At 58.3% G+C, this 20410-nt stretch carries 15 protein-coding genes; 4 read left to right on the top strand and 11 right to left on the bottom strand.

From position 1 onward, the window contains the following. Nucleotides 1–22: 22 nt before the first annotated feature. The 7 genes from JAO32_RS05605 to JAO32_RS05575 all read right to left on the bottom strand — a co-directional run bounded on the left by JAO32_RS05605 (nt 23) and on the right by JAO32_RS05575 (nt 9928). Nucleotides 23–205 (bottom strand): hypothetical protein, encoded by a 183-nt coding sequence (locus tag JAO32_RS05605; protein ID WP_334238355.1) that lies wholly within the window; start codon nt 203–205, stop codon nt 23–25. A 45-nt stretch (nt 206–250) separates the two neighbouring features. Beyond that, a complete protein-coding gene (malQ, locus tag JAO32_RS05600) occupies nt 251–1894 on the bottom strand; it encodes a 4-alpha-glucanotransferase (RefSeq protein ID WP_334238352.1) in 1644 nt (547 codons plus the stop codon). 388 nt (nt 1895–2282) lie between these two features. Then, nucleotides 2283–4271: a peptidylprolyl isomerase gene (locus JAO32_RS05595; protein ID WP_334238350.1), complete on the bottom strand. Its 1989-nt coding sequence runs from the start codon at nt 4269–4271 to the stop codon at nt 2283–2285. Between the two features lie 171 nt (nt 4272–4442). Continuing rightward, entirely contained in the window at nt 4443–5864 is a 1422-nt protein-coding gene (locus tag JAO32_RS05590) for a BON domain-containing protein (protein ID WP_334238347.1), read from the bottom strand. Between the two features lie 163 nt (nt 5865–6027). After that, complete coding sequence (locus JAO32_RS05585; protein WP_334238345.1) at nt 6028–7959, bottom strand: M61 family metallopeptidase; 1932 nt, start codon at nt 7957–7959, stop codon at nt 6028–6030. 267 nt (nt 7960–8226) lie between these two features. Next, nucleotides 8227–9081, bottom strand: a complete 855-nt coding sequence (locus JAO32_RS05580; RefSeq protein ID WP_334238343.1) for an NAD(+)/NADH kinase — start codon at nt 9079–9081, stop codon at nt 8227–8229. A gap of 70 nt (nt 9082–9151) precedes the next feature. Continuing rightward, nucleotides 9152–9928 carry a TlyA family RNA methyltransferase gene (locus JAO32_RS05575; RefSeq protein WP_334238341.1) on the bottom strand — a complete coding sequence of 259 codons (777 nt, stop codon included), beginning with the start codon at nt 9926–9928 and terminating at the stop codon, nt 9152–9154. Nucleotides 9929–10075: 147 nt separating this feature from the next. Here JAO32_RS05575 and JAO32_RS05570 point away from each other — a divergent pair, with 147 nt between their 5' ends. Continuing rightward, the gene (locus tag JAO32_RS05570) at nt 10076–10699 is read left to right on the top strand and encodes an RNA polymerase sigma factor (protein ID WP_334238340.1); all 624 of its coding nucleotides are present in this window, start codon (nt 10076–10078) and stop codon (nt 10697–10699) included. Then, the gene (locus JAO32_RS05565) at nt 10696–11634 is read left to right on the top strand and encodes an anti-sigma factor (protein WP_334238338.1); all 939 of its coding nucleotides are present in this window, start codon (nt 10696–10698) and stop codon (nt 11632–11634) included. The genes JAO32_RS05570 and JAO32_RS05565 overlap by 4 nt, the downstream gene beginning before the upstream one ends. A gap of 77 nt (nt 11635–11711) precedes the next feature. On the opposite strand, the gene JAO32_RS05560 is transcribed toward JAO32_RS05565, so the two are convergent. The 3 genes from JAO32_RS05560 to JAO32_RS05550 all read right to left on the bottom strand — a co-directional run bounded on the left by JAO32_RS05560 (nt 11712) and on the right by JAO32_RS05550 (nt 14486). Further along, on the bottom strand, nt 11712–13001 hold the full coding sequence (locus JAO32_RS05560) for a YncE family protein (protein ID WP_334238337.1): 1290 nt from the start codon (nt 12999–13001) through the stop codon (nt 11712–11714). 163 nt (nt 13002–13164) lie between these two features. Continuing rightward, a complete protein-coding gene (locus tag JAO32_RS05555; RefSeq protein WP_334238335.1) occupies nt 13165–13830 on the bottom strand; it encodes a YdcF family protein in 666 nt (221 codons plus the stop codon). Between the two features lie 11 nt (nt 13831–13841). Then, nucleotides 13842–14486: an L-threonylcarbamoyladenylate synthase gene (locus tag JAO32_RS05550; protein WP_334238333.1), complete on the bottom strand. Its 645-nt coding sequence runs from the start codon at nt 14484–14486 to the stop codon at nt 13842–13844. Nucleotides 14487–14719: 233 nt separating this feature from the next. Here JAO32_RS05550 and JAO32_RS05545 point away from each other — a divergent pair, with 233 nt between their 5' ends. Together JAO32_RS05545 and JAO32_RS05540 are read left to right on the top strand one after the other, a co-directional pair. Next, the gene (locus JAO32_RS05545) at nt 14720–15487 is read left to right on the top strand and encodes a TrmH family RNA methyltransferase (protein ID WP_334238332.1); all 768 of its coding nucleotides are present in this window, start codon (nt 14720–14722) and stop codon (nt 15485–15487) included. Continuing rightward, nucleotides 15484–16830: a replication-associated recombination protein A gene (locus JAO32_RS05540; RefSeq protein WP_334238330.1), complete on the top strand. Its 1347-nt coding sequence runs from the start codon at nt 15484–15486 to the stop codon at nt 16828–16830. Before JAO32_RS05545 ends, JAO32_RS05540 begins: the two co-directional genes overlap by 4 nt. Before the next feature lie 2 nt (nt 16831–16832). Here the strand turns inward: JAO32_RS05540 and JAO32_RS05535 are convergent, their stop codons facing one another. Continuing rightward, entirely contained in the window at nt 16833–19721 is a 2889-nt protein-coding gene (locus JAO32_RS05535) for a bifunctional YncE family protein/alkaline phosphatase family protein (RefSeq protein ID WP_334238328.1), read from the bottom strand. Between the last annotated feature and the right edge of the window lie 689 nt (nt 19722–20410).

Here is a 20410-nt window from a genome sequence, read left to right as displayed (position 1 = left end):
TTTGTTCCGTGTTCAACGTGTCTTACTTCGCTTCAATTGCAGCAACGACCGACGCGTAGCTAGGTTCAGATTTCTTGATGTGTTCAGCAACGCGGCTGCGCTCCTCTTCGGTCAGAGAAGGCAGCACGGCCAGAATGCGGCGCAGCGTTACCGAAATATCGTCAACGTAGTTCATGGTGCGGATCGCTTCACCGGACAGCGGCATCGTGTAAGAAACTCCTTCCCAAGAAGTCTATTCGATTACGCCACTCTATGCGCTGGCCAGCGCCTCTGGTTGAGTTCCCTGCTGCTCTCCGCTCTGGTCGTGCAGCGCTTCCGGCGGTGGCGGTGCATCGAGATTTTCCAGCACCTCCTCAGGAATGTACGCATCACGGTCACACTCTTCCGTAATGTGCCGCAGTTGTCGGCTGATATCTGGATGTAACTGTTCCGGCAAATATCGCCATGTCCAGTTCGCCTCTGGAATCCCCGGCGTATTCATGCGGCCCTCGGACCCCAGATGCAGCAGATCCTGCAACGGCACAATGCAGATGGAAGCCACCGAACGCTCCGCGCAACGGATCATTGCCCACACGCAATCATTCGGATGTGCCAGCGGGCCCAGATACGTCAGCAGGTTCTTCCGGTCCATCTCCGGCGCTTCGTGCCACCACCCCAGCGTGGTGTTATTGTCATGCGTTCCGGTATAGCAGACGGTGTTGCGATCGTATCGGTGCGGCAGATGCAGATGCGCTCCGCGTCCTGAAAATCCAAACTGCAACACACGCATGCCCGGCATGGAAAAGTCGCAGCGCAACTTATCCACCTTGTCCGTAATTACGCCAAGGTCTTCCGCGATAAATGGCAGAGATCCGCCCAGCGCAGCCTTCAGACGATCGAACAACGCATGCCCCGGCGCTTCAATCCACTCGCCATTCATCGCCGTCTCTTCTTCCGCAGGAATGCGCCAGTACGCTTCAAATCCGCGGAAATGATCCAGCCGCAGCAGGTCATACAACTCCATCTGCCGCTTCACACGATCAATCCACCACTGAAATCCCTGCTGCTCCAGATAGCGCCAGCGATACAACGGATTGCCCCATCGCTGCCCTGTCTCTGAAAAATAGTCCGGCGGAACACCGGACACAGCAATCGGCTTGTAGTGCTCATCCAGATCGAAGACTTCCTTGTTCGCCCACACGTCCGCCGAGTCGTACGACACAAAGATCGCCATATCGCCCATCACGCGAATATCGCGGCTGGTGCAGAACGCGCGCAGCGTCTCCCACTGCTTCATGAACAGGAACTGCACCGCGAACTCAATCTGCATCGCGTCGCGGTTCTCTTCGTCAAACTTCTCCAGTGCAGCCTCATCATGTGCTGCTAACTCCGCGGGCCACTCGTTCCAATGCCGGTAATCAAACCGCCGCCGCAGAATCGTAAAGCGAGCGTAATCCACCAACCAGCCCGCACTGTTCTCGCGGAAGGCTTCAAATGCTTCGCAATCCGTCGTGCTGCAACGTTTCAAAAACCGCCTCGCAGCGCGTTCAATCAGCGGCAGTTTCTCGGCATGCGCACGAGCAAAATCTACTGGCCCCTGCGCGTTCGCAAGACCATCGGCCTCACCGGCATACAGCCATCCATCACGCTGCAAATGCTCCAGGCTAATCAGCAGAGGATTTCCCGCAAACGCTGACACGGCCGAATAAGGCGAGTTTCCATAGCCCACCGGGTTCAGCGGCAACACCTGCCAAAGCCTCTGCTTGGCCGCTGCGAGAAAATCGACAAACGCATAGGCCGCGGGGCCGAAATCGCCAATGCCACCCTGCGAAGGCAGTGAGGTCACGTGCAGCAAAACACCGGAAAGTCGCTCAGAAATCATGTCCGTGATGTGTGATGCGATTTTACGGTGCAAAGACGCGAAGCTTGCTGCAGCGTGACGTCATTTACCCAGCCCGCATCAGGATGGTCATTGCGATGGTGAAACCGGGTGCCCCAGGTTTCGCGAAGCTAACCTGGGCATCGCACAAAGCGCGATCATATGAACGAAGTTCGTCATCCTGAGCGAAACGAAGCGTAGCGGAGTGTAGTCGAAGGACCTGCATTCCCCTCAACCCTCTGCAATGCCCCATGGAAGCCATCCCCCTTTCACAAAGCGAGAATCGTTTCCCGGCGACTCATAGTGAAGGAAAATAATGCAGGTCTCGACTACGCTACGCTTCGCTCAGGATGACGAAGATTAAAGGGACAAAAGAAAAAGGCCGACTCAAACGAGTCCGGCCTTTGTTCCTTGAAGAGTTTTCTTACCCGCCAATCGGCAAGCTTGGCTGTGTGGGCTTCTGATGAATCCGCACAGCGCCCTTCTTCGTGTATTCATCGATCAGCGTCTGCATGTAAACGCCAAACAGCTCCGCACGCTGCTGCTCGACCAGCTTGTCGCGCTGTGCCGGGAATGACTTCGCAATCTCCTCAGCCGAGGGCTCCTGCTTGTCCGTCACCTGCGCCACCACGCCGTTCTCACCATTCGCAATGGGAGCACTGACGCCGCCCTTTGCCAGGTCAAACACAGCGGAAGCTGCGCCGCCCATCGAACCCACATCCGGCACATTGCCCGTGCGGTCCACCAGATCCGACGACTTCACCGGCAGGCCCATTTCCTTCGCGGCAGCATGCAGATCGCCCAGCAGCTTCGCCTGATCGCTCAGCTTCTGCAGCTTCGCCTGCAACATCTGCGGTACCTGCTCGCTGCGATAGTCGTTCAGCAGCTTGTCCTTCCACTCTGCGAACGTGGGCGCATGCGCAGCCTGCACATCCACAGTCTGGAAAACAACATAGGTACCTTCGCCAGCAGGAGCAAAACGCGGCGAATCGCCCTTCTTGCCAGTGAACGCAGCCTGCATCATCTGCGCGCTATCAGGCAGCGCAGGAATGCTGTCGCTGCTGGTCACCCAGCCAGACGTCGTCACCTTCAGGTTGTGCGCAGCAGCGGCTTTCTCCATGCCGTCCTTCGCAGCCTGATTCGCAATCTGTCCAGTCAGCGCCTGCAGAGCCTTCGCTCCATTCTGCTGTTCCAGAATTGGACGAATCTCACCTGCAACTTCGCTCAGCGGCTTGTCGTGAGCTTCATCACGAGCCTCAGCCTGAATGATGTGGTAACCAAATGTCGTGCGAACAAGACCCGATGTTTCGCCCGCCTTCAACGCCATCGCGGCATCCTGGAACGGCTTCACCATCTGGCCATTGGCCTTCACATAACCCAGCTCACCACCCTGCTCCTTCGAGCCGGGATCGTCCGAGTTCTCCTTCGCCAGCTTGGCAAAGTCGCCACCGGCATGAATCTTGTCCAGAATGCTCTGTGCCTTGGCCTTCGCTGCAGCATCCTTCTGCGAATCACCCTGCGGCGCCGAGATCAGGATGTGGCGTACCTTCACCTGCTGGTCCACGTGATAGTCGGCCTTATGCGCGTTGTAGTACGCCTGCACATCAGCATCGCTCACCTGCGGCTTGCCACCCGGCAGATTCGACAGCGTTACAGGGATGTACGCAATCTGGCGCTTCTCCGCAACAGCCGTCGCATAACGCGCCTTGTTCGTGTTGAACCACTTCTCCAGGTCGCTGTCGATCGGGTTCACCGTCTTCGCAATATCCGCAGACGAGATCACCACGTAGTCGAACTTCACCTTCGAGTCCTGCTTGCGAACCAGCTCACGAACAGCGTTGTCGCTTACCACCGCGCCTGCTGTCACAAACTCCTGCAACTTGCGGCCCGTCAGCTCCTGGCGGATCTTTTCTTCAAACTCGCCAACGCTGGCAAAGCCAAGGCGCGTCGTTACAAACTCGCGATACTTGTCGTCGCCAATGAACTTGCCATCCGGGAAGAAGAACTGGCCAAGCTGGCCTGTCTGCAGTTCCTTCTGCACGTCAGCAGCACTTGCGCTCAGGCCAAGGCGTTGAGCTTCGCGATCTTCAATCGCCTGTGCAATCAGCAACTGCTGTGCCTGTGCTTCAAAGCGCGGCATCAGGAACGGCAGATACTGCGCGGGCAGGTTCTGCTGCTGCGCCAGGTTCTGGGCCACCTGCGAAACCTCGGTGGACTTGATCTCCGTCGCATCGCTGAAGCGACCAAAGAAACCCGGTTTACGGACCGTGGCATACACACCCTGCGGCGTGCCAGAGATGCCGTCATACAGACCCGGCACAAGGTAAAGCACCATCGAAAGCGTGGCGACGCCGATGATTACGGCGAAAATCGCCTTTGTTACACGGTTATCCTTCTGCAGAGAACGAATCATTGGCTTTCGACGGAAACCCTTCAAAGAGTGAATCGGGATGTGTTGCGCGGACAGGTTCAGACGCGCGCATGCGTCCATCCTCCCGGACGGACACTTACGAAAGTATAGCCGAGCGAAGACACAGAAAGGGCCGCAGCATCTCTCGCTGCAGCCCTTTCTCATGAACCAGACTTAGTACCAGTACGGTCTCGGCCCCCAGTATCCGCGACGATAGTAGCCATACGGATAAGGATAGGGAGCCGCATAGACCCCAACGCCAACAGCGGGATAAGGACGACCATAAGGCCCAGGCCCCTGACGATACGCACTCGCAGGTCCGGCATAGCCGCCCAAACGCTGCATCTCTGCCTCGGAGACGGTCACCAATTGCACCGGCGACGTCAGCCGGAACTGCAACATCGCCTCCGCCGGAACGTTCGCATTACCGCCGCCAGAAGCCGCCGACGTACCCAGACCAGCCGCACCACCGACACCCGCGCCAATCGCCGCCCCGGTTCCGCCACCGATCGCCGCGCCGAACAACGCACCCACTGCGCCGCCAATCAGCGTCGAATTCACCGACTGCAGGCTTTTGTCGTGTCCGTTGATCACAAACGGCTGGCTCTGCAGCGGAATCCGCTGTCCGCCCAGGTTCAGTGCGGTCAGTTGCAGTGTTAATTCGCCGCGTCCCTTCAACACACCCGCGCCCTTCGCGTCTACGACCGTTCCTTCAACGGTCGCGCCGCGAGGAATCGCAATCTGCCCACCAGCCAGAATGTCACTGGTTACAAACGCGTCAAACGTCGATCCCGGCTGCGCGTTGCCACTTGAAATCCAATGATTGATGCGCACCGGCAGCACTGTTCCGTCAGGAACTGTCACCTGCACGCCACCGGCCTGGCCTTGTTGCGGCGCATAGCCCTGCTGTTGCTGCGGATATCCGCCTTGCTGCTGTTGCGCCATCTGACGCTGATAATCGCGGTAGTACAAACGACGCTGCGGCGCCTGCTGCGGAGCGTTCTCCTGTCCCGGCAGCGGATAGCTGTTCGGATCGCCGTCAGGCATCTGCGAAGCAGCCTGCTGCCCATCCTGCGGCGGTTGCGCATAACCCTGCTGCTGAGGTGCCTGATTTCCGTTCTCTGGATCGGTCTGCGGATGTTGCGCAGCAATGATCTGCCCCTGCGCCGCAGGAAGCGACGAGCCATCCGCCGGCATCATGTTTGTGTCTGCAGGATCAGCACTCGCGGTAGCCGGAGCACCCACGGTCAACTGGCTGACCACCTTCTTCACGCCGTCCACATGCGCAGCCACCTGTTCCGCGGCAGTGCGTGAAGGCTCATCCGTCACCGAACCGGTCAGCGTCACAGTTCCAAAAACGGTGGAGGAGTTAATCGACTGGTTCGCCAGGCGGTTATCCGCGGCAAATGCCTTCAAAACATTCGCTTCCACCTGCGCATCGCTCAACTTGTCCTGCGTAGCGGTCGAAGCAGCTTGAGACTGGGCAAATCCCGCGACAGGCGCGGCAAGGACCGCCGCGAAAGCGAGCGATCCCAAAGTACGTGCGGCAAGGTTCCACATAATCCAAACTCCGCCGGGCTTGCGGCCCTCGATCATACGCGGCCTGCCCGTATACGTTAGAACGCACTTCGCAGCAGGAAGTTGCGGTTATCTCTCGTTGTCCACGAACACCCGCCAGCAAACGAAAATTTCCGCCGACAAAGCTAAAGAAAAACCCGCCCGCAAATCTCGCGGACGGGTCTTCATTTTTTTCTTGCAGCTACTTCGCCGCCGTTTGAGGTGTCGTCAATGGCTTGATGATGTCGTCCAGATAAGCGGGCGTCCCTTCCTGCCGCACCAGCACCGCATAGCGCTCGCCGTCATGGTAGTCCACATCCACCGGCAGAATCGCATCTTCCTGCTGCACCAGCAGGTGAATCGGCGCAGGATCCGTCTTCGCCTTCACAATCGCAGCCTTCAGCGCATCGGCGGAGAAAGCCTGCCCATTCACACTGACGATCTTTTCTCCCGGCGCCAACTTTGCGCGGTCTGCAGGCCCATCCCACAGCACATCGCCGATCACACCTTCGCCAGCGATGCGCATGCCCAGCGAATACCAGACATTCAAGCCACCGCGACGGCTTCCCGCCAGCATGCGCTCGCTCTTGCTCGGATGATCCTGGTACACCAGCTTGTAACCGCCGCGCTCAATGCCGTCCAGGTCCACCTGTGGATCTACGCCATTGATGCGGTCACGCAGGAACTTGTCCCAGTCATACTTCACCACCTGGTTCAGATCGGCAACAATCTCGGGGAACTCGTAGCCCACAATCAACGGCCCGGTATTGCCCCCCTTACCCAGAAAGATCTTCGCGAAATCCGTCAGCGACTTCTTGTTATCCGTCAGCTTGCGGATCAACGTATCCGCATCCAGCCACACAAGCTCGCCTTCCTGGTAATAATCCTGTCCACGACGCCAGTTCATCCACTGCGGATTACCGCCACGAATCAGGCTGCCTGCAATCGCTGTGTCTTCCGTCGAACGCCAGTTGCGGCCACGCTTGTAATCTAACTGCGCCGCAGACAGCGCCAGCAGATCGCGATAGCCCTCAGCATTCTTCAGCCCCGCACGCGCAGCCAGCACGTTGCCCCAGTACTGCGTCATGCCTTCGTACACCCACATCAGGTCGCCCTGCTGCGGCGTAGCAAAATCCGGTTGATACAACCGCGCCGGACGCCGGTATTTGCCATTCCACGAATGCGTAAACTCGTGCGCCAACAGATCAGCTTCCGCCAACTGGTGCACATCGTCCGCGAATCCCTTTTCGCCCGTGCCGTTGTCTGAAGACTGGCCATGCTCCAGGCCTTCGCCGCCTGCGCGATCCGAAAGCGTCAGCAGGAAGTGGTACTCGTTGTAATGATGCGAGGCATAGTTCGCATCCGCCTCGCGTACCAGATTCCCGATCTCCGCCAGCGTCTCCGGACGCATCTTCGCGTCCTCAGGCTCATCCGCCACAACATCAAGAAAATGCTTCGGCGAAATCTCCGGGGCCAACGCGAATTCATGGAAGTACTTGCCCGTGATCACTGGCGAATCTTCCAACTGCTCCACGTTCGTCACGTCATACTTCGTGGTCACCGCATCGGTAGGCGGTGTATGCGCGCCTTCCAAAACGCCGGTCGTCTTCGGCGTCGGTACAGTACCAACAGGCTTCAGCGCAGTACCTGTACCCCACCCCGCAGGCACCGTCACCGAAGGCTGAACTGCAATATCCTTCACCGGAACATGTGCCGGATACATCATCAGGTGCTCCCACTCCAGCACGCTCATCTTCGACGTCACGCGCCCCGGAATAATGCAGTCCAGATGCACATGCACGCTGCTCACGCCCTTCGGCACCGTCACGTGAAACTCGGCGAGCTCCACATCATCGCGACGCCACTTCAGCGTCTCGCCATTGCCCGTAAACACCACGCCCGTAATCGCACCAATCGGCCCACCCGGAGCATGCGTACCCGGAATCCACTTCGGCGTAATAAAGTCCGCCGTCGAATCCGGCTTCACCGGGATATCGATCTCCGCGTGATACAAGTGGCGAACGCCTTCGGTCAGATCAGCCGTGATCTGAATCGGGGTCTTCTGCGCATAAAGCGAAGACACACCGCACGCAAGCACTGCGGCGGCAACAAGACTGCGGGAACTCTTCAGCATGAAAGGCAAAACTCGAAAGGAAAATACGCGAGGCGTACAAAGAAATTCGCGTCTGCACTGATGCTACATCCTGCAACGACAGCAGCAACCACGCCAACGCCCGTCATCCCAGAAGAAGCGTGACGCTCCAACGCGCAGCGCGTCCCAGCGAAGCTTCTACGGTCGAAGACCGTCATCCTGAACGAAGCGAAGCGGAGCTGAAGGACCTGCATTCTTCTCAACCCTCTACAACGCTTCAGGAAGCCCAAACAACCTCTGAGGGAAACTCTACCGCTCGCCCCACTTCAGCTTCGACCGCAGCACATTAAACAAACCATGCTCGCCCAGCCGGATCAACCGCACCGAATACTGCGAACGGCGGCAATGCAGCTCATCCGACAGCTTCAATTCCACAGCTTCCTGCCCATCCACGGTAAGGAAAGTCTGATCCGCAATCCCCACCACCGAGATGCGAATCTCCGTATCTGCCGGCGTCACAATCGGCCTCAGCGTCAGCAGATGTGGGCAAATCGGCGTCACCACCATCGCCTCCACGCTGCCCATCACAATCGGCCCATCCGCTGCCAGGCTATACGCGGTCGATCCCGTCGGCGTGGAAACAATCACACCATCCGCACGAAACCGCGCCACGCTCTGCCCACCAATCTGAATGAAGTAATCGCCCATGCGCGCAATCGCGCCCTTGCTGATCACCACATCGTTCAGCGCATCCCACGCCTGATACACCTTGCCATCGCGCCACAGCTCCGCATGCATCATGCTGCGCTGATCCACGGAGCAGGAACCCTCCTGCCAGGCATCAAACGTCTTATAAATTTCTGACAACGGAACTTCCGTTAGGAAACCTAACGAACCAAGATTCGCACTCAGAATCGGCGTATCGGTCTTGGCAAACGCACGCGCCGCGGACAGCAGTGTGCCATCTCCACCCAGCACAATCACCAGGGACGGACAACAACCCGCCATGGTTTCGCGAGCCATGCCGTGTTCTTTTACGTATGCCGCGCTGGTCTCATCCAGATGCGCTTCAAAACCGCGTTCCTTCAGAAAGTAAATAAGCTCCGGCAACAAGGTTGCGAGTTCCGGCTTCTGCGGCTTCGAGATAATGGCGACGTGCTGCATGCCTGTTTAGTGTACTTGGCTTCCCCTCTGCGCAACCGTCCAGGACGACCTTTCGCATCCACAGGAAGCCTTATCGAAAACATGCGTACAACAAAAACTCCCGATTCCCTTCCATCCCGGTGATCGGCGAATCAATCACCTCCACCGTCTCCCCGCCCGCCACACGGATCGCCTCTTTCACACGTTCCGTCGCAATGCGATAGGCCTCGGGATCACGCACAATGCCGCCCTTGCCCACCCATTCGCGGCCAGCCTCAAATTGCGGCTTCACCAACACCACACACTCGCCCACCCAGCGCGACTCCGGCTTGGTCAACGCAGCAACCACCGCAGCAATCACCAGCGACGCAGAGATAAACGAAACATCCATGCAAAAGAAACTCGGCGTGATATCACCAGCCAGCGAAGAAGCCTCCTGCAACAACGCACCGGGCTCCAGCAGCCGCGCATTCGTGCGCTCCAGCAGCTTCACACGTGCATCGTTGCGCAACGACATCGCAAGCTGCCCATAGCCCGTGTCCACCGCCAGAACAGCAACAGCGCCAGCCTGCAACATGCAATCCGTAAAGCCGCCAGTAGACGCGCCGATGTCCACGCACAGCCGTCCGGCGAGATCAATCTTCCAGTGATCCAGCGCACCTCGCAGCTTCAACCCACCGCGGCTGACATACGGCATGTCCTCGCCCAGAATGCGAATCGCCGCATCCTCGGCCATCGCAAACCCTGCCTTGGTCTGCTTCTGTTCGTCCACCAAAACACGGCCTGCCAGGATAAGACTCGCGGCACGTTCTCGCGAAGGAACCAGCCCTCGCTCCACCAATGCCTTATCCAAACGAACCTTTGCCATGTTTCAGCCTCCCTTCCCATCCTCGCAGATTGCGCAAAGCCCACACCCGCGGGTTAAACTCAACGGGAGGTTAGGTCGCCTTTGCGGATTCGCATCCAGTTTTGGAAACGCACGCCGCCTGAGGAAGCACTGACTTCATCCACGCCCATGGCATCATCAGAATTCTCTTTCGGCAACATCACACCGCGACCCAATCCCGCGGAACCTTTCGCACGTTCCTTTGCCCGCGAAAGCGAAGTGCTGCCAGCCAGCGACGACAACTTTCTCCTGCGCGGCATCCAGCGTGGTGACGAAGCAGCCATAGCGCAACTCTTCGACCGATATTCCCGACTCGTCTATTCGGTCGCTCTCCGCGTTCTGCGCGATCCTTCCGCCGCCGAAGACGTTTTGCATGAAGTCTTCCTGCATCTCTGGAATCAATCGGAGTCGTTCAACGACGCGACCGCATCACTCGGCGGATGGTTAGCCATGTCCGCACGTAATCGTTCGCTGGACACGCTGCGCCGCAAGAAGACAGAGGCACCGGTACAGGAGTTCCAACTGCCTTCCGCAGTTCGCCTCTCTGACGAATCCGATCGCAACGCCACACTCGAACGCACCCATGCGGCCTTGCTTCGACTGCCCACAGAGCAGCGCAAGGCACTCGACATGGCGTACTTCGACGGCCTCACCCACACGGAAATCGCCGAGCTCACAGGCGAACCTGCTGCCACCGTTAAAACGCGTATTCGCACAGGTCTTCTGCAGCTCAGAAAGGCCATGCAGGTATGACCCGGCAACCACCCGTCACCGCCGAAGACCTCTACCTGTACGCCATGCAACTGCTGGCACCGGAAGAGCAGACACGTCTTCAGGAATTTCTGCAACACTCGCCCGAAGCCCGCAAAGAGCTGGCCAACGTACGGGGCGACCTTATCCTGCTATCCCTGACACCGGAACAGCACACACCGCCAGCACTCTGCCGTCAGCGGCTGCTCAAGCAGATTGCACGCGGCAAGAAGTCCCAATCCGCAATCCACTCCATTGCCGATCGCGCCACAGCGCAGCACGCCATAGCGATAGATCCAATCTTGACGACGGAACCCGCGCCCGATCGCCTCAGCGCCATCCGTGAAGACAGCTACACTCCTTCGCAGGAGACCTCGCTCCCCTTCCGCTCCTTCCACGAAGAAGCGCCGGAGCGCAGCCTCCTCGGCAGACTTCTGCCGTGGGCAGGATGGGCTGTGGCTGCAGGCCTCGCCGTCAGCACATGGACGATGTGGCACAAGGCAGAAACACTTCAGGAGACAGCCTCCACTGCGAATGCAAAGGCAGCGCATATCGCATCGGAATCGGACAAGTCTCTGCGCGCTCTCGACGTCCTGCGCAACAGCGCAGCGCAGCGATTCCAGCTCACGAAGCAAAGCTCGCAGCCCATCTCGAATGCGCGCGTAACCTATGTGTCTGAGACAGGCTCGCTGATCTTCCAGGGCGCCAATCTCGACCAGCTACCCGCCGGCAAAGTTTATGAACTCTGGCTCATCCCCGTCGGCGACGGCCGCACGCCGATCCCGGCAGGCACCTTCCGCCCAGACGAACGCGGCTACGCCAGCGTCGTCCTGCCTGACATCCCCAAGGGCGTCGTTGCAGGCACCTTCGGCGTCACCATGGAAGAAGATGGCGGAGCCAAAACCCCCACCCTGCCCATCCTCATGATCGGCGCATAAGCGCCTCAGATTTCAAAGTCAGCACAAAGAAGAGAGGGGACCCGAAGGTCCCCTCTCTCTTTTGATAATCGTTAGAGTTACTGCGATACGCGAATGCCGATACCCTTGCCCTGCAACGGAATCGTCGCCGTCACAACGTCCGTATCCGTGCGAATCATCGTCAGGTTCTGCGTATCGGCTGCGGTCACCAGGACCTTACCAGTGGGATTACCCGCAACAGCCTGAATCCAGTTCAGCGTACCGCCCACGGTGATGGTCTTCGTGGCCACCATCGTGTTCATGTCCACCACAGTCACCGTGCCATCAGCATTGGCAACATAGGCTTTGCTCAGATCCGAAAGAATCGCCACCTGAACCGGGTTTACGCCTACGGGAATGGTCGCCAGCACCTGGCCAAAGTTCGTAGAATCTGCCGGATTGTTCGAATCGCAAGCAGCATTACCCGGCAGCGCAACCTGGTTGCAGAGCGCCACATTGATAATGCTCAGCGATCCTGCGGACGTTCCGTTGCCCTTGTTCAAAACGGCAATTTCATTAATCGCAGGAGCCACATCCGCCCACAGCGGGTTCGAACCAACCGTGATCGTCTTATCCAGGTTGTTACCCACCGTGTTGATCACGGTCACAGTGCCGCTGCCCTGATTCAGCACAAACGCACGGCGTGCATCCGGCGTCATCACGCCATATACCGGGCTGATTCCCACGGGAATTACGGCAGAAATAGAGTTGTTTGCAGTCGCTGTACCGGCCTCAATCGCCGTCGCCACGCCAGTGCTTGTACCAGGGGTAGCGCCCTGGCTCAGCGTATACGCACGCGTCGCATTGGCATTCGCAATGGTGTACACCGGATTCTCAGTAACAGGCAGTTCCTGGCGAATCGTAGGCGGCGTTCCCGCCGTCATCACCGCAACCTTGTTCACGGAAGGCTCAACGATGAAGATCGGTCCTGCCGTCGAGTTCGTCGTGACCTGCGTCGGGTTTACACCCTGCGCCAGCGACGAGTGCTTCACCGTCGTGGTCATCAGACCCTCGGCCGCACTGAACGAGTCAATCAGCGAATTGCCGCTATGCAGCACATAGGCCTGCCCTGCAGAGTCCACCGTAAAGTACAGCGGATTCGGAGCAACAGCCGCCGTCGCAGCTACCGTCTCGCCAAAAACGTTAATGACCGTGGCAAGACCATTGTTGCCATTGCCCGGATCGGCAATGGCCGTGGCGTAGACCTGAGGCTGGGTCGAAGGCCCAACCGGATTGATCGCACTGACAACCGGACGATAGTTATTGCCGCAACCGGCAAGGGCCAACACCGCAATTGCGCTCAGACCGGCTGCGCTTACGCGAAATACCTGACGTGGAACTGAAAACAAACGCTGCTCCTGCTTCGGGAGCACTGCGGCCCCGCCATCTTCAGATTGTAACGGAAACAAGGGCACAACTCCGGCACCTTTCCAGATGCCCGTATTGCATTCCTCAACCGAGAGACGAAGTGATCCTCAAATCGTCATCGAACAGACGACAGAAGAACAACTTTTACGCCTCTTCCTTCCCTTCCATCCATCGTTTTGCCCAACCGGCCTCCACGTGCAGCCGAAGGAAGGTATAGCTCAACATTTCATGCGTGATCCGCGTAACGTGCCCCCAGGTCGACAGGTTTCCATACGGCGCCCGTGGCGACGTCAACACATCCAGCCCCTCTCGTTCGCAAAGCGCCCGTATGCGGAACAGGTGCGTCCCATCGCTCACCACAATCACCCGCTTCCACTGGTTCTCGCGGACAATGCGCGCCAGCTGGTCCACCTGCTGCCCTGTATCCAGCGACCGCGTCTCCGCAATGATGTGGTCATACGGCACACCATTGGCCAGCAGATAGTTCCGCCCCACATCGCCTTCGCTCAGGCCGTTTTTCTTATCCGCCGAACCGCCCAGCGTCACGATGTAAGGCGCCATGCCATGTTCATAGAGCGAAACCACGTGGTCCAACCGTGCGTGATACACCGGCGATGGGTGCCCCACGTACTGCGCCGCCCCAAACACGGCAATCGCATCGGAGGGCGCCGCCTGATCTTCCTGCGCCACGCGGTCAATGCGCATGTACAAACTGGCAAACCACACCGCGGTGATCAGCATGATCACCACCAGCAGCGTTCGGAACGCATGTCCGCCGCCGTCCTGCCGTCTTCCGTGTCGTCGCGCCATGTGCCTTTCGTTTAGTGCTGCAAAGCCAGCGCAATCTCATGCGTGGGAATTGCACCCTCACGCAAAATCATCCACGAGTTTCCGCCGCCGCTCAGATCCACAATCGTCGTCGGCACTGTCCGCGCCGTCGGTCCGCCATCCACAATCAGCGGAATCTTATCGCCCAACTGTTCGCGCACACACCGTGCATGTGTGCACTCCGCATGGCCCGCCAGATTCGCGGAAGTTGCTGTAATCGGTAGGCCCAGATGCTCCACCACAGCGCGCGCAATCGGCGCTTCCGGTACACGAATCGCCACATTGCCTGTATTCGCTGTCACACGCAGCGGCAGCTTGGACCCCGCCTTCACAATGATCGTCAGCGGCCCCGGCCAGAAGCGTTCCGCCAGCCTGTCAAACGCGCTATCCAGTCCACGTGCCAACTCATATCCCTGCGCGGTACTGCCAACCAGCAGCGACAGCGGCTTGTGCTTGGCGCGGCTCTTCAACTCGTAAATCTGTTCCACAGCACGCAGATTCACCGGGTCTACGGCCAGACCGTAGAACGTGTCCGTAGGCAGCGCCACCACCTGGCCACGCTCCACACACTGCGACACATAGCCCACCAGCTCCGCTTCTGGTTCATCCGGATGAATCCGCAACACTTCTGCCGACATGCACACTCCCGAAGTCCCGCGAAGAACCTCCCTCGCAGCATCGCCCAAACCACACCGGAACGCAAGCTGCCACAACAAGTTAATCCTTAGTGAACCTCAACAACGACCATTCGGTGAAGCTCCTACGGTCGAAGACCGTCATCCTGAGCGAAACGAAGTGAAGCCGAAGGACCTGCATTCCTCTCCCTCACCCCAATGCCAAAGCGCAAGCCCCGATACACTTACCAGAAGCAATGCCCGAACGAATCACAAGCCGCACCAACGCCCGCGTCAAAGCCCTCCGCGCCGCGCTGACCACCCGCAAATCTGACCGCATCGGCATCGAAGGCTTCCATCTCATCCGCGAAGCCATCGCCAGCGGCCTGCAACTCGACACCCTCTACCTCCGCGAAGACCACGCGCACCTCTTGCGCGACCTCCCGGAAGACGCCGCCCGCGAAGTCCTACTGCTTTCCCCGGACGCCTTCCAGAGCGCCGCCGAAACCGAAAACGCGCAGGGCGCAGCCGCCCTCCTCAAGCGCCCCGAACTCCCCTACGCCCCACGCACCGGCGACCTGCTCCTCATCGCCGACGGCCTGCAGGATCCCGGCAATCTCGGCACGCTCATCCGTTCCGCAGAAGCCTTCGGAGCCTCCGCCGTGGCGCTCACGCCCGGCACCGTCGATCCCTGGAACGGCAAATGCCTCCGTGCCGCCGCCGGAGCCGCCTTCCGCATCCCGCTCCCCCGCTGCGATAACGTGCTGATACAGGCATTAAAAGCCGTAGACACCCAACTCCTCGCCGCTGTAGCGAAAGACGGCGAAGCCGCCCACGCGACCGATCTCCGAGGCACCGTCGCCCTCGTCATCGGCAACGAAGGCGCAGGCGTGTCGGAAAAAATGCTGGCCATCTGCAACAAGCAGATCACCCTCGCCACCACTGGCCCCACGGAAAGCCTCAACGCCGCCGTCGCAGGTTCCCTTCTGCTCTACGAAGCATCCCAACAAAGGAACTTCAAATGAGCAGCCTCTTTGCCAATCTCGAACCCGCCACACCGCTCAACCGCCGCGACATCCCGCTGCCTGAGCGTATGCGCCCCACCACGCTCGACGAGTTCGCAGGTCAGAAGCATCTCATCGGCCCCGGCAAACCATTGCGCCTCGCCATCGAACGCGGCGAACCAGGCTCCATGATCTTCTGGGGCCCTCCCGGCACCGGCAAAACCACGCTGGCAAAAATCATCGCACGCACCACCTCCGCCACCTTCATTGAGTTCTCCGCCGTCACCTCCGGCATCAAGGAAATCAAGCAGGTCATGGCCGACGCGGAACGCGCCGCCGCCTCCGGGTCCCGCACCATCCTCTTCGTCGACGAAATCCATCGCTTCAACAAAGCCCAGCAGGACGCCTTCCTGCCCTACGTCGAACGTGGAGCCCTGCGCCTCATCGGTGCAACCACCGAGAACCCATCCTTCGAAGTCAACGCCGCGCTACTCTCCCGTTGCCGCGTCTACGTCCTCCAGTCCATCCCCGACGCAGAGATCGTAGCGCTCCTCCAGCGTGCATTAAGCGACGAAGACCGTGGCCTCGGCAGCCTTCAACTCACCGCAGCCGAAGGCGCACTTGAAGCCATCGCCTCGTTCTCCAACGGCGACGCCCGCTACGCCCTCAACGCGCTCGAAACCGCCGCATCGCTCCTCATCGGTCGCGGTGAAACCACACTCACCCGCGAAGCCGTCGGCGACGCGCTCCAGCAGCGCACCCTCCTCTACGACAAGAACGGCGAGCAGCACTATGACCTCATCAGCGCGCTCCACAAAAGCGTGCGCAACTCCGACGTCGACGCCTCACTCTACTGGCTCCGTCGCATGTTGGCCGCAGGCGAAGACCCCATGTACGTCGCACGCCGCGTCGTACGCATGGCAGTAGAAGACATCGGTTTAGCCGCACCCGAAGCACTCAACCTCACGCTCTCCGCGCAACAAGCGATGCACCTTCTCGGCTCGCCCGAAGGCGAACTCGCACTCGCACAAGCTGTCGTCTATCTCGCACTCGCACCCAAGTCCAACGCCGTTTACGTCGCCTTCAACGAAACCGCCGCAGACGTGAACGCCACCGGCGCACAACCCGTCCCATTGCACCTGCGCAACGCCCCGACACGCCTGCTCAAGAACCTCAACTACGGCAAGGACTACCAGTACGCGCACGATCTCCCGGGCAAGGTCGCAGACATGCAATGCCTCCCCGATGGCCTTGAAGACCGCCGCTACTACCGCCCCACCGGCGAAGGCCGCGAACGACAACTCTCGCAACGCATGGAAGAAATCGCACGCGCCAAAGCGGAAGCCCGTAAGTCAAAACCTTAGCCTTAGTCGTCGTCCCCATCGCCGTTGTACTTCTTGGCGACTTTCACCAACGGCCCCGGCATCATGACCTTATCTTCGCCGGGATACGGGCGTGTCCAACCCGTCATCACATACCAGGTGGAATGGTTCAGGAAGTTCGGCTCAACAGCATCGGCCTTGTCATACTTACCCTTCATGACCGTGGCGGTAGCTTTGAACCATGCCTTCTCCATCGGGTTCGATGAAACAGTAGCAGTGCCACCCAGTCCAGGTCCCCGATCCAGCGGCAGCACAGCGGGCACAGCATCGTAAGGCGTCAGATCAGCCGTGTTCTGGAACGCGTCAAACATGGGCGAAGCCACCAGATCGAACTGCGTAAGAGGCTGCGTACCAAGAATGTTTTCGATCGTCCGGTTGATGTTCTCAGCGGTATAGGTCGTGTGGATAGCCTTACCCTGGCCCGGAATCCGCGACGTAACGGTATAGGGGCTGATGATGTAGATCGGCTGACGATGTCCATCAACATGATCCGCTCCACCCTGCGAATCATCTTCTTCAACAAAGATGGCCGACTGTCCCCACACCTTGCTGTGACTAATCGCCTCAACCATACGACCAAGAGCCAGATCATTGTCTGCCTGATAGCTGGCCGGATCAGGCATGCCCTTTGAAGCACCTGCCGTGTGGTCATTCGGAAGCCAAAGAATAGTTAAGTTAGGTACCTTTCCTTGGGCATCCATCGCCTGAAAATCTTTAATCCAGTAATCAACGCGATATTGATCTGGAATATTTAGGTTGAACGGCGGATAGTGCGGGTCCATGATCTTCGCTGCAGAAGGAATCACCGAACTCACATGAATGGCATCATCCGGAACAACGCAACTGGAAGCCGGCGCCTTACCTTCCTTGCATAGCGACGTGTTGTAAAAATCTGTCCACGTATAAGCCGAACCATCTGCCTTGTGGGCAATCGTAGCGCCACTGCTCCATTCGCCGTACAGCTTAGCGGTAAGTCCCTTAGCCTCAAGTCCCGTCCACAAAAATCCCTTGGGCGTATAAGTCAAAGGATCCTCTGCACCACCACCCGGGTAAGAACGAATCCAATCCGGCGACAGAATGTCATTGGAATAAAACGAACCCGACATACCAATCCACGGATGACCATCCGCCGATTGACGGCTGGGCGCATACACATTGTCGAGCAGCGGGAACCGTTTCACCAAAGCATGTTGGTTAGGCACAGCAGAAGCAAACATCGCCAGCTCCGCAGAGCCATTCCCCCACTTCACATCGCCCAGCATCTGATCGTAAGTGCGGTTCTCTTTGATGATCAGGAACACGTGCTTGATCAGCGAAGGCTCGCCGATATGCTTGGGCACCGCGACCGCCACAGCGCGCGGATCAACGAACTCTTTCCCAACTTCAATATTGGTCGTCAGGTTCCAGTGATTGTTATCAAACACCTGCTTGCTGAACTTCGCCAACTCTACAGAGTTAGGTTCCGCAATCAGGTTCGCAACACCCATATCGCCATGCGTGTTATAGCCAACCACGTTTTCTTTGATCGTCGTATTCCCGCGCGATCCCAGGCCCTTGTCATCAGCAACAAGAATCTGCTTCCGCGCCTTGTCATACGTGATGGAAGTTGGGAAATAAGCAGTCGGGATATAACCAACAACCGGGTTGGCTTCGCGTCCCTGCAAGTTAACAACGGCAACCGCATTTGCCTGGCCCAGCGTTACATAAGCCTTGCCATCATCCGTAACGGCAACACCATTGGGCCCAGCGCCAAACGCACCTTTGGCAATCGGAACACTCAGGCTGATCGTGCGTTCAACCTTGTCCGTCTGCAGATCAACGATCGAAAGACTGTCGCTGTAAGCATTCGCAACATAGAGCTTGGAACCGGAAATATCCATGCCCACAGGATGCAAACCAACAGGAATGGTCTTCACTTCCTTACCCGCAGTCAGATCAACCACAGACACCGTGCCGGAGATCGTAAAAGCGTCTGTCCGATCGACAACGATCGCCGTGCCATCCGAATCGTTCGTGAAATCCTCGCTCGTTGCAGGCCGTCCACCTTCATTGGTGACGTAAGCATAGTTACCACGCACAACAACACTGTTCGGCACATTGCCAACAGGAATCTGGCTAATCAGTTTCGCCGGTGACGATGTAAGGTCGATCACGCCAAGCGTGTTCGCAACATTCAGCGCAACGTAAGCGCGCTTACCGTCAGCCGAGAATGCAATGCCACCAGGATTGATCGCCTTCGCATTGTGATACGTGCGCCCATCCGCAGGTGGCTCCGGCAACTTCACTCGCTGATCGCTGCTAAGAAGGCCAGTCTTCTTATCCACCTTCGCAATCACAACATGGTTGTTATCCTGGCTGAAAAGCAGCTTCGTACCATCAGCGGAATAGGTAACGCCTGTGAACGAACCTGTCGTCCTGTCCTTTGCATTGGTTGCAGCCGCGTCGTCAGGCGTAAAGCGCTGCAGCACCTTTCCGGCCACCGTATCGAATACGATGATCGGCTGCGGCGATCCCATCAACAGCACGGCTGCACTGTGAACCATGCGATTCGGATTAAGCGCAATTGCCTTCACGCGTACAGGCGTGCCCATCTCCACAATCTTGCCTGCGGGCGTCAGCATCTGATTGTCCGATACAACAATCGAGCCATCCCGCTGCGGTCCCACCGTGCGATTCGGGCTGCTTGCGTCGGAGTTTGCACCGGCTCCAGCCTTCCCCGTTCCCATGATTTCGTCTTTTGGAGCGGCCGTATCGAAATCACGGCCCTTCGTCTGAGAAGGTTGTGCCTGCCCCCAGGCCAAGCCAGATCCAATCAGCACACAGGCTGAAAACAAACGAACAGTATGCCCGGTGAAGAACCGCTTCAGACGCATGGCTACTCCTTATTTCCCTTCTTACAGAGCGAGGATTAATGGGTAATTAACCGTGCCACACAGTATCAGCCAACGCGACAGTCCGCGTTGCAATCTTTTTCTCGATGAGCTCTGCGATGGCCGTGTATAAGGACAATGCCGGCACGTTCAACTGCGACAGGATGCGGGGCGGGCCATCGATATGGTCTTCATGGCGAACTGCGAAAACTTAGAAGGCAACGCTAGCGTTCCGTGGGAGGTAACCCCTCGCTTTCAGCCAAAGAGACAAACCAGCTTCGCGAAAGCGAAGCTCGTACGGTCGAAGACCGTCATCCTGAGCGAAACGAAGTGAAGCCGAAGGACCTGCATTCCTCTCAACCCTCTCCAATGCCGCATCAACAGCAAAACCACCGGCTGCCCCAGGTTCGCGAAGCTAACCCGGGCATCGCGCAAAGCGTCGAGAACGGTACGGAAGTACTCGGAAGGGCAGGGCTTCGCGCACCCACGGAACGACCATGGCTGGCAGTCTTTCCGAGAACCGCACGAATCCTGTCAAGCCCCAAAACAACTCAACCCACACAAAGCAAAAGAAATAGAGCTGGCAGGTTATTTCCACCAAACCGCTAAAATAGAACAAGAAGGAAAAGGGCCACGCATTCGCGTGGCCCTAACTCTTTTAGAAAGACGATTTTGCCTCTAACCCCAATGGG

The sequence above is a fragment of the Terriglobus sp. ADX1 genome (genome assembly GCF_036877645.1).
In the GTDB taxonomy this organism is placed as follows: domain Bacteria; phylum Acidobacteriota; class Terriglobia; order Terriglobales; family Acidobacteriaceae; genus Terriglobus.
Note: the sequence above shows the minus strand (reverse complement) of the source record. Positions and strands in the feature narration are given on the sequence as shown.

Excerpts from the sequence above, each read along its gene's own strand:
- JAO32_RS05605 (WP_334238355.1), bottom strand. The coding sequence starts at position 205 with ATGCCGCTGTCCGGTGAAGCGATCCGCACCATGAACTACGTTGACGAT.
- JAO32_RS05585 (WP_334238345.1), bottom strand. The coding sequence starts at position 7,959 with ATGCTGAAGAGTTCCCGCAGTCTTGTTGCCGCCGCAGTGCTTGCGTGC.
- JAO32_RS05550 (WP_334238333.1), bottom strand. The coding sequence starts at position 14,486 with ATGTCGGCAGAAGTGTTGCGGATTCATCCGGATGAACCAGAAGCGGAG.
- JAO32_RS05595 (WP_334238350.1), bottom strand. The coding sequence starts at position 4,271 with ATGATTCGTTCTCTGCAGAAGGATAACCGTGTAACAAAGGCGATTTTC.
- JAO32_RS05545 (WP_334238332.1), top strand. The coding sequence starts at position 14,720 with ATGCCCGAACGAATCACAAGCCGCACCAACGCCCGCGTCAAAGCCCTC.
- JAO32_RS05555 (WP_334238335.1), bottom strand. The coding sequence starts at position 13,830 with ATGGCGCGACGACACGGAAGACGGCAGGACGGCGGCGGACATGCGTTC.
- JAO32_RS05570 (WP_334238340.1), top strand. The coding sequence starts at position 10,076 with ATGGCATCATCAGAATTCTCTTTCGGCAACATCACACCGCGACCCAAT.
- JAO32_RS05590 (WP_334238347.1), bottom strand. The coding sequence starts at position 5,864 with ATGATCGAGGGCCGCAAGCCCGGCGGAGTTTGGATTATGTGGAACCTT.
- JAO32_RS05565 (WP_334238338.1), top strand. The coding sequence starts at position 10,696 with ATGACCCGGCAACCACCCGTCACCGCCGAAGACCTCTACCTGTACGCC.
- JAO32_RS05580 (WP_334238343.1), bottom strand. The coding sequence starts at position 9,081 with ATGCAGCACGTCGCCATTATCTCGAAGCCGCAGAAGCCGGAACTCGCA.
- JAO32_RS05540 (WP_334238330.1), top strand. The coding sequence starts at position 15,484 with ATGAGCAGCCTCTTTGCCAATCTCGAACCCGCCACACCGCTCAACCGC.
- JAO32_RS05535 (WP_334238328.1), bottom strand. The coding sequence starts at position 19,721 with ATGCGTCTGAAGCGGTTCTTCACCGGGCATACTGTTCGTTTGTTTTCA.
- JAO32_RS05575 (WP_334238341.1), bottom strand. The coding sequence starts at position 9,928 with ATGGCAAAGGTTCGTTTGGATAAGGCATTGGTGGAGCGAGGGCTGGTT.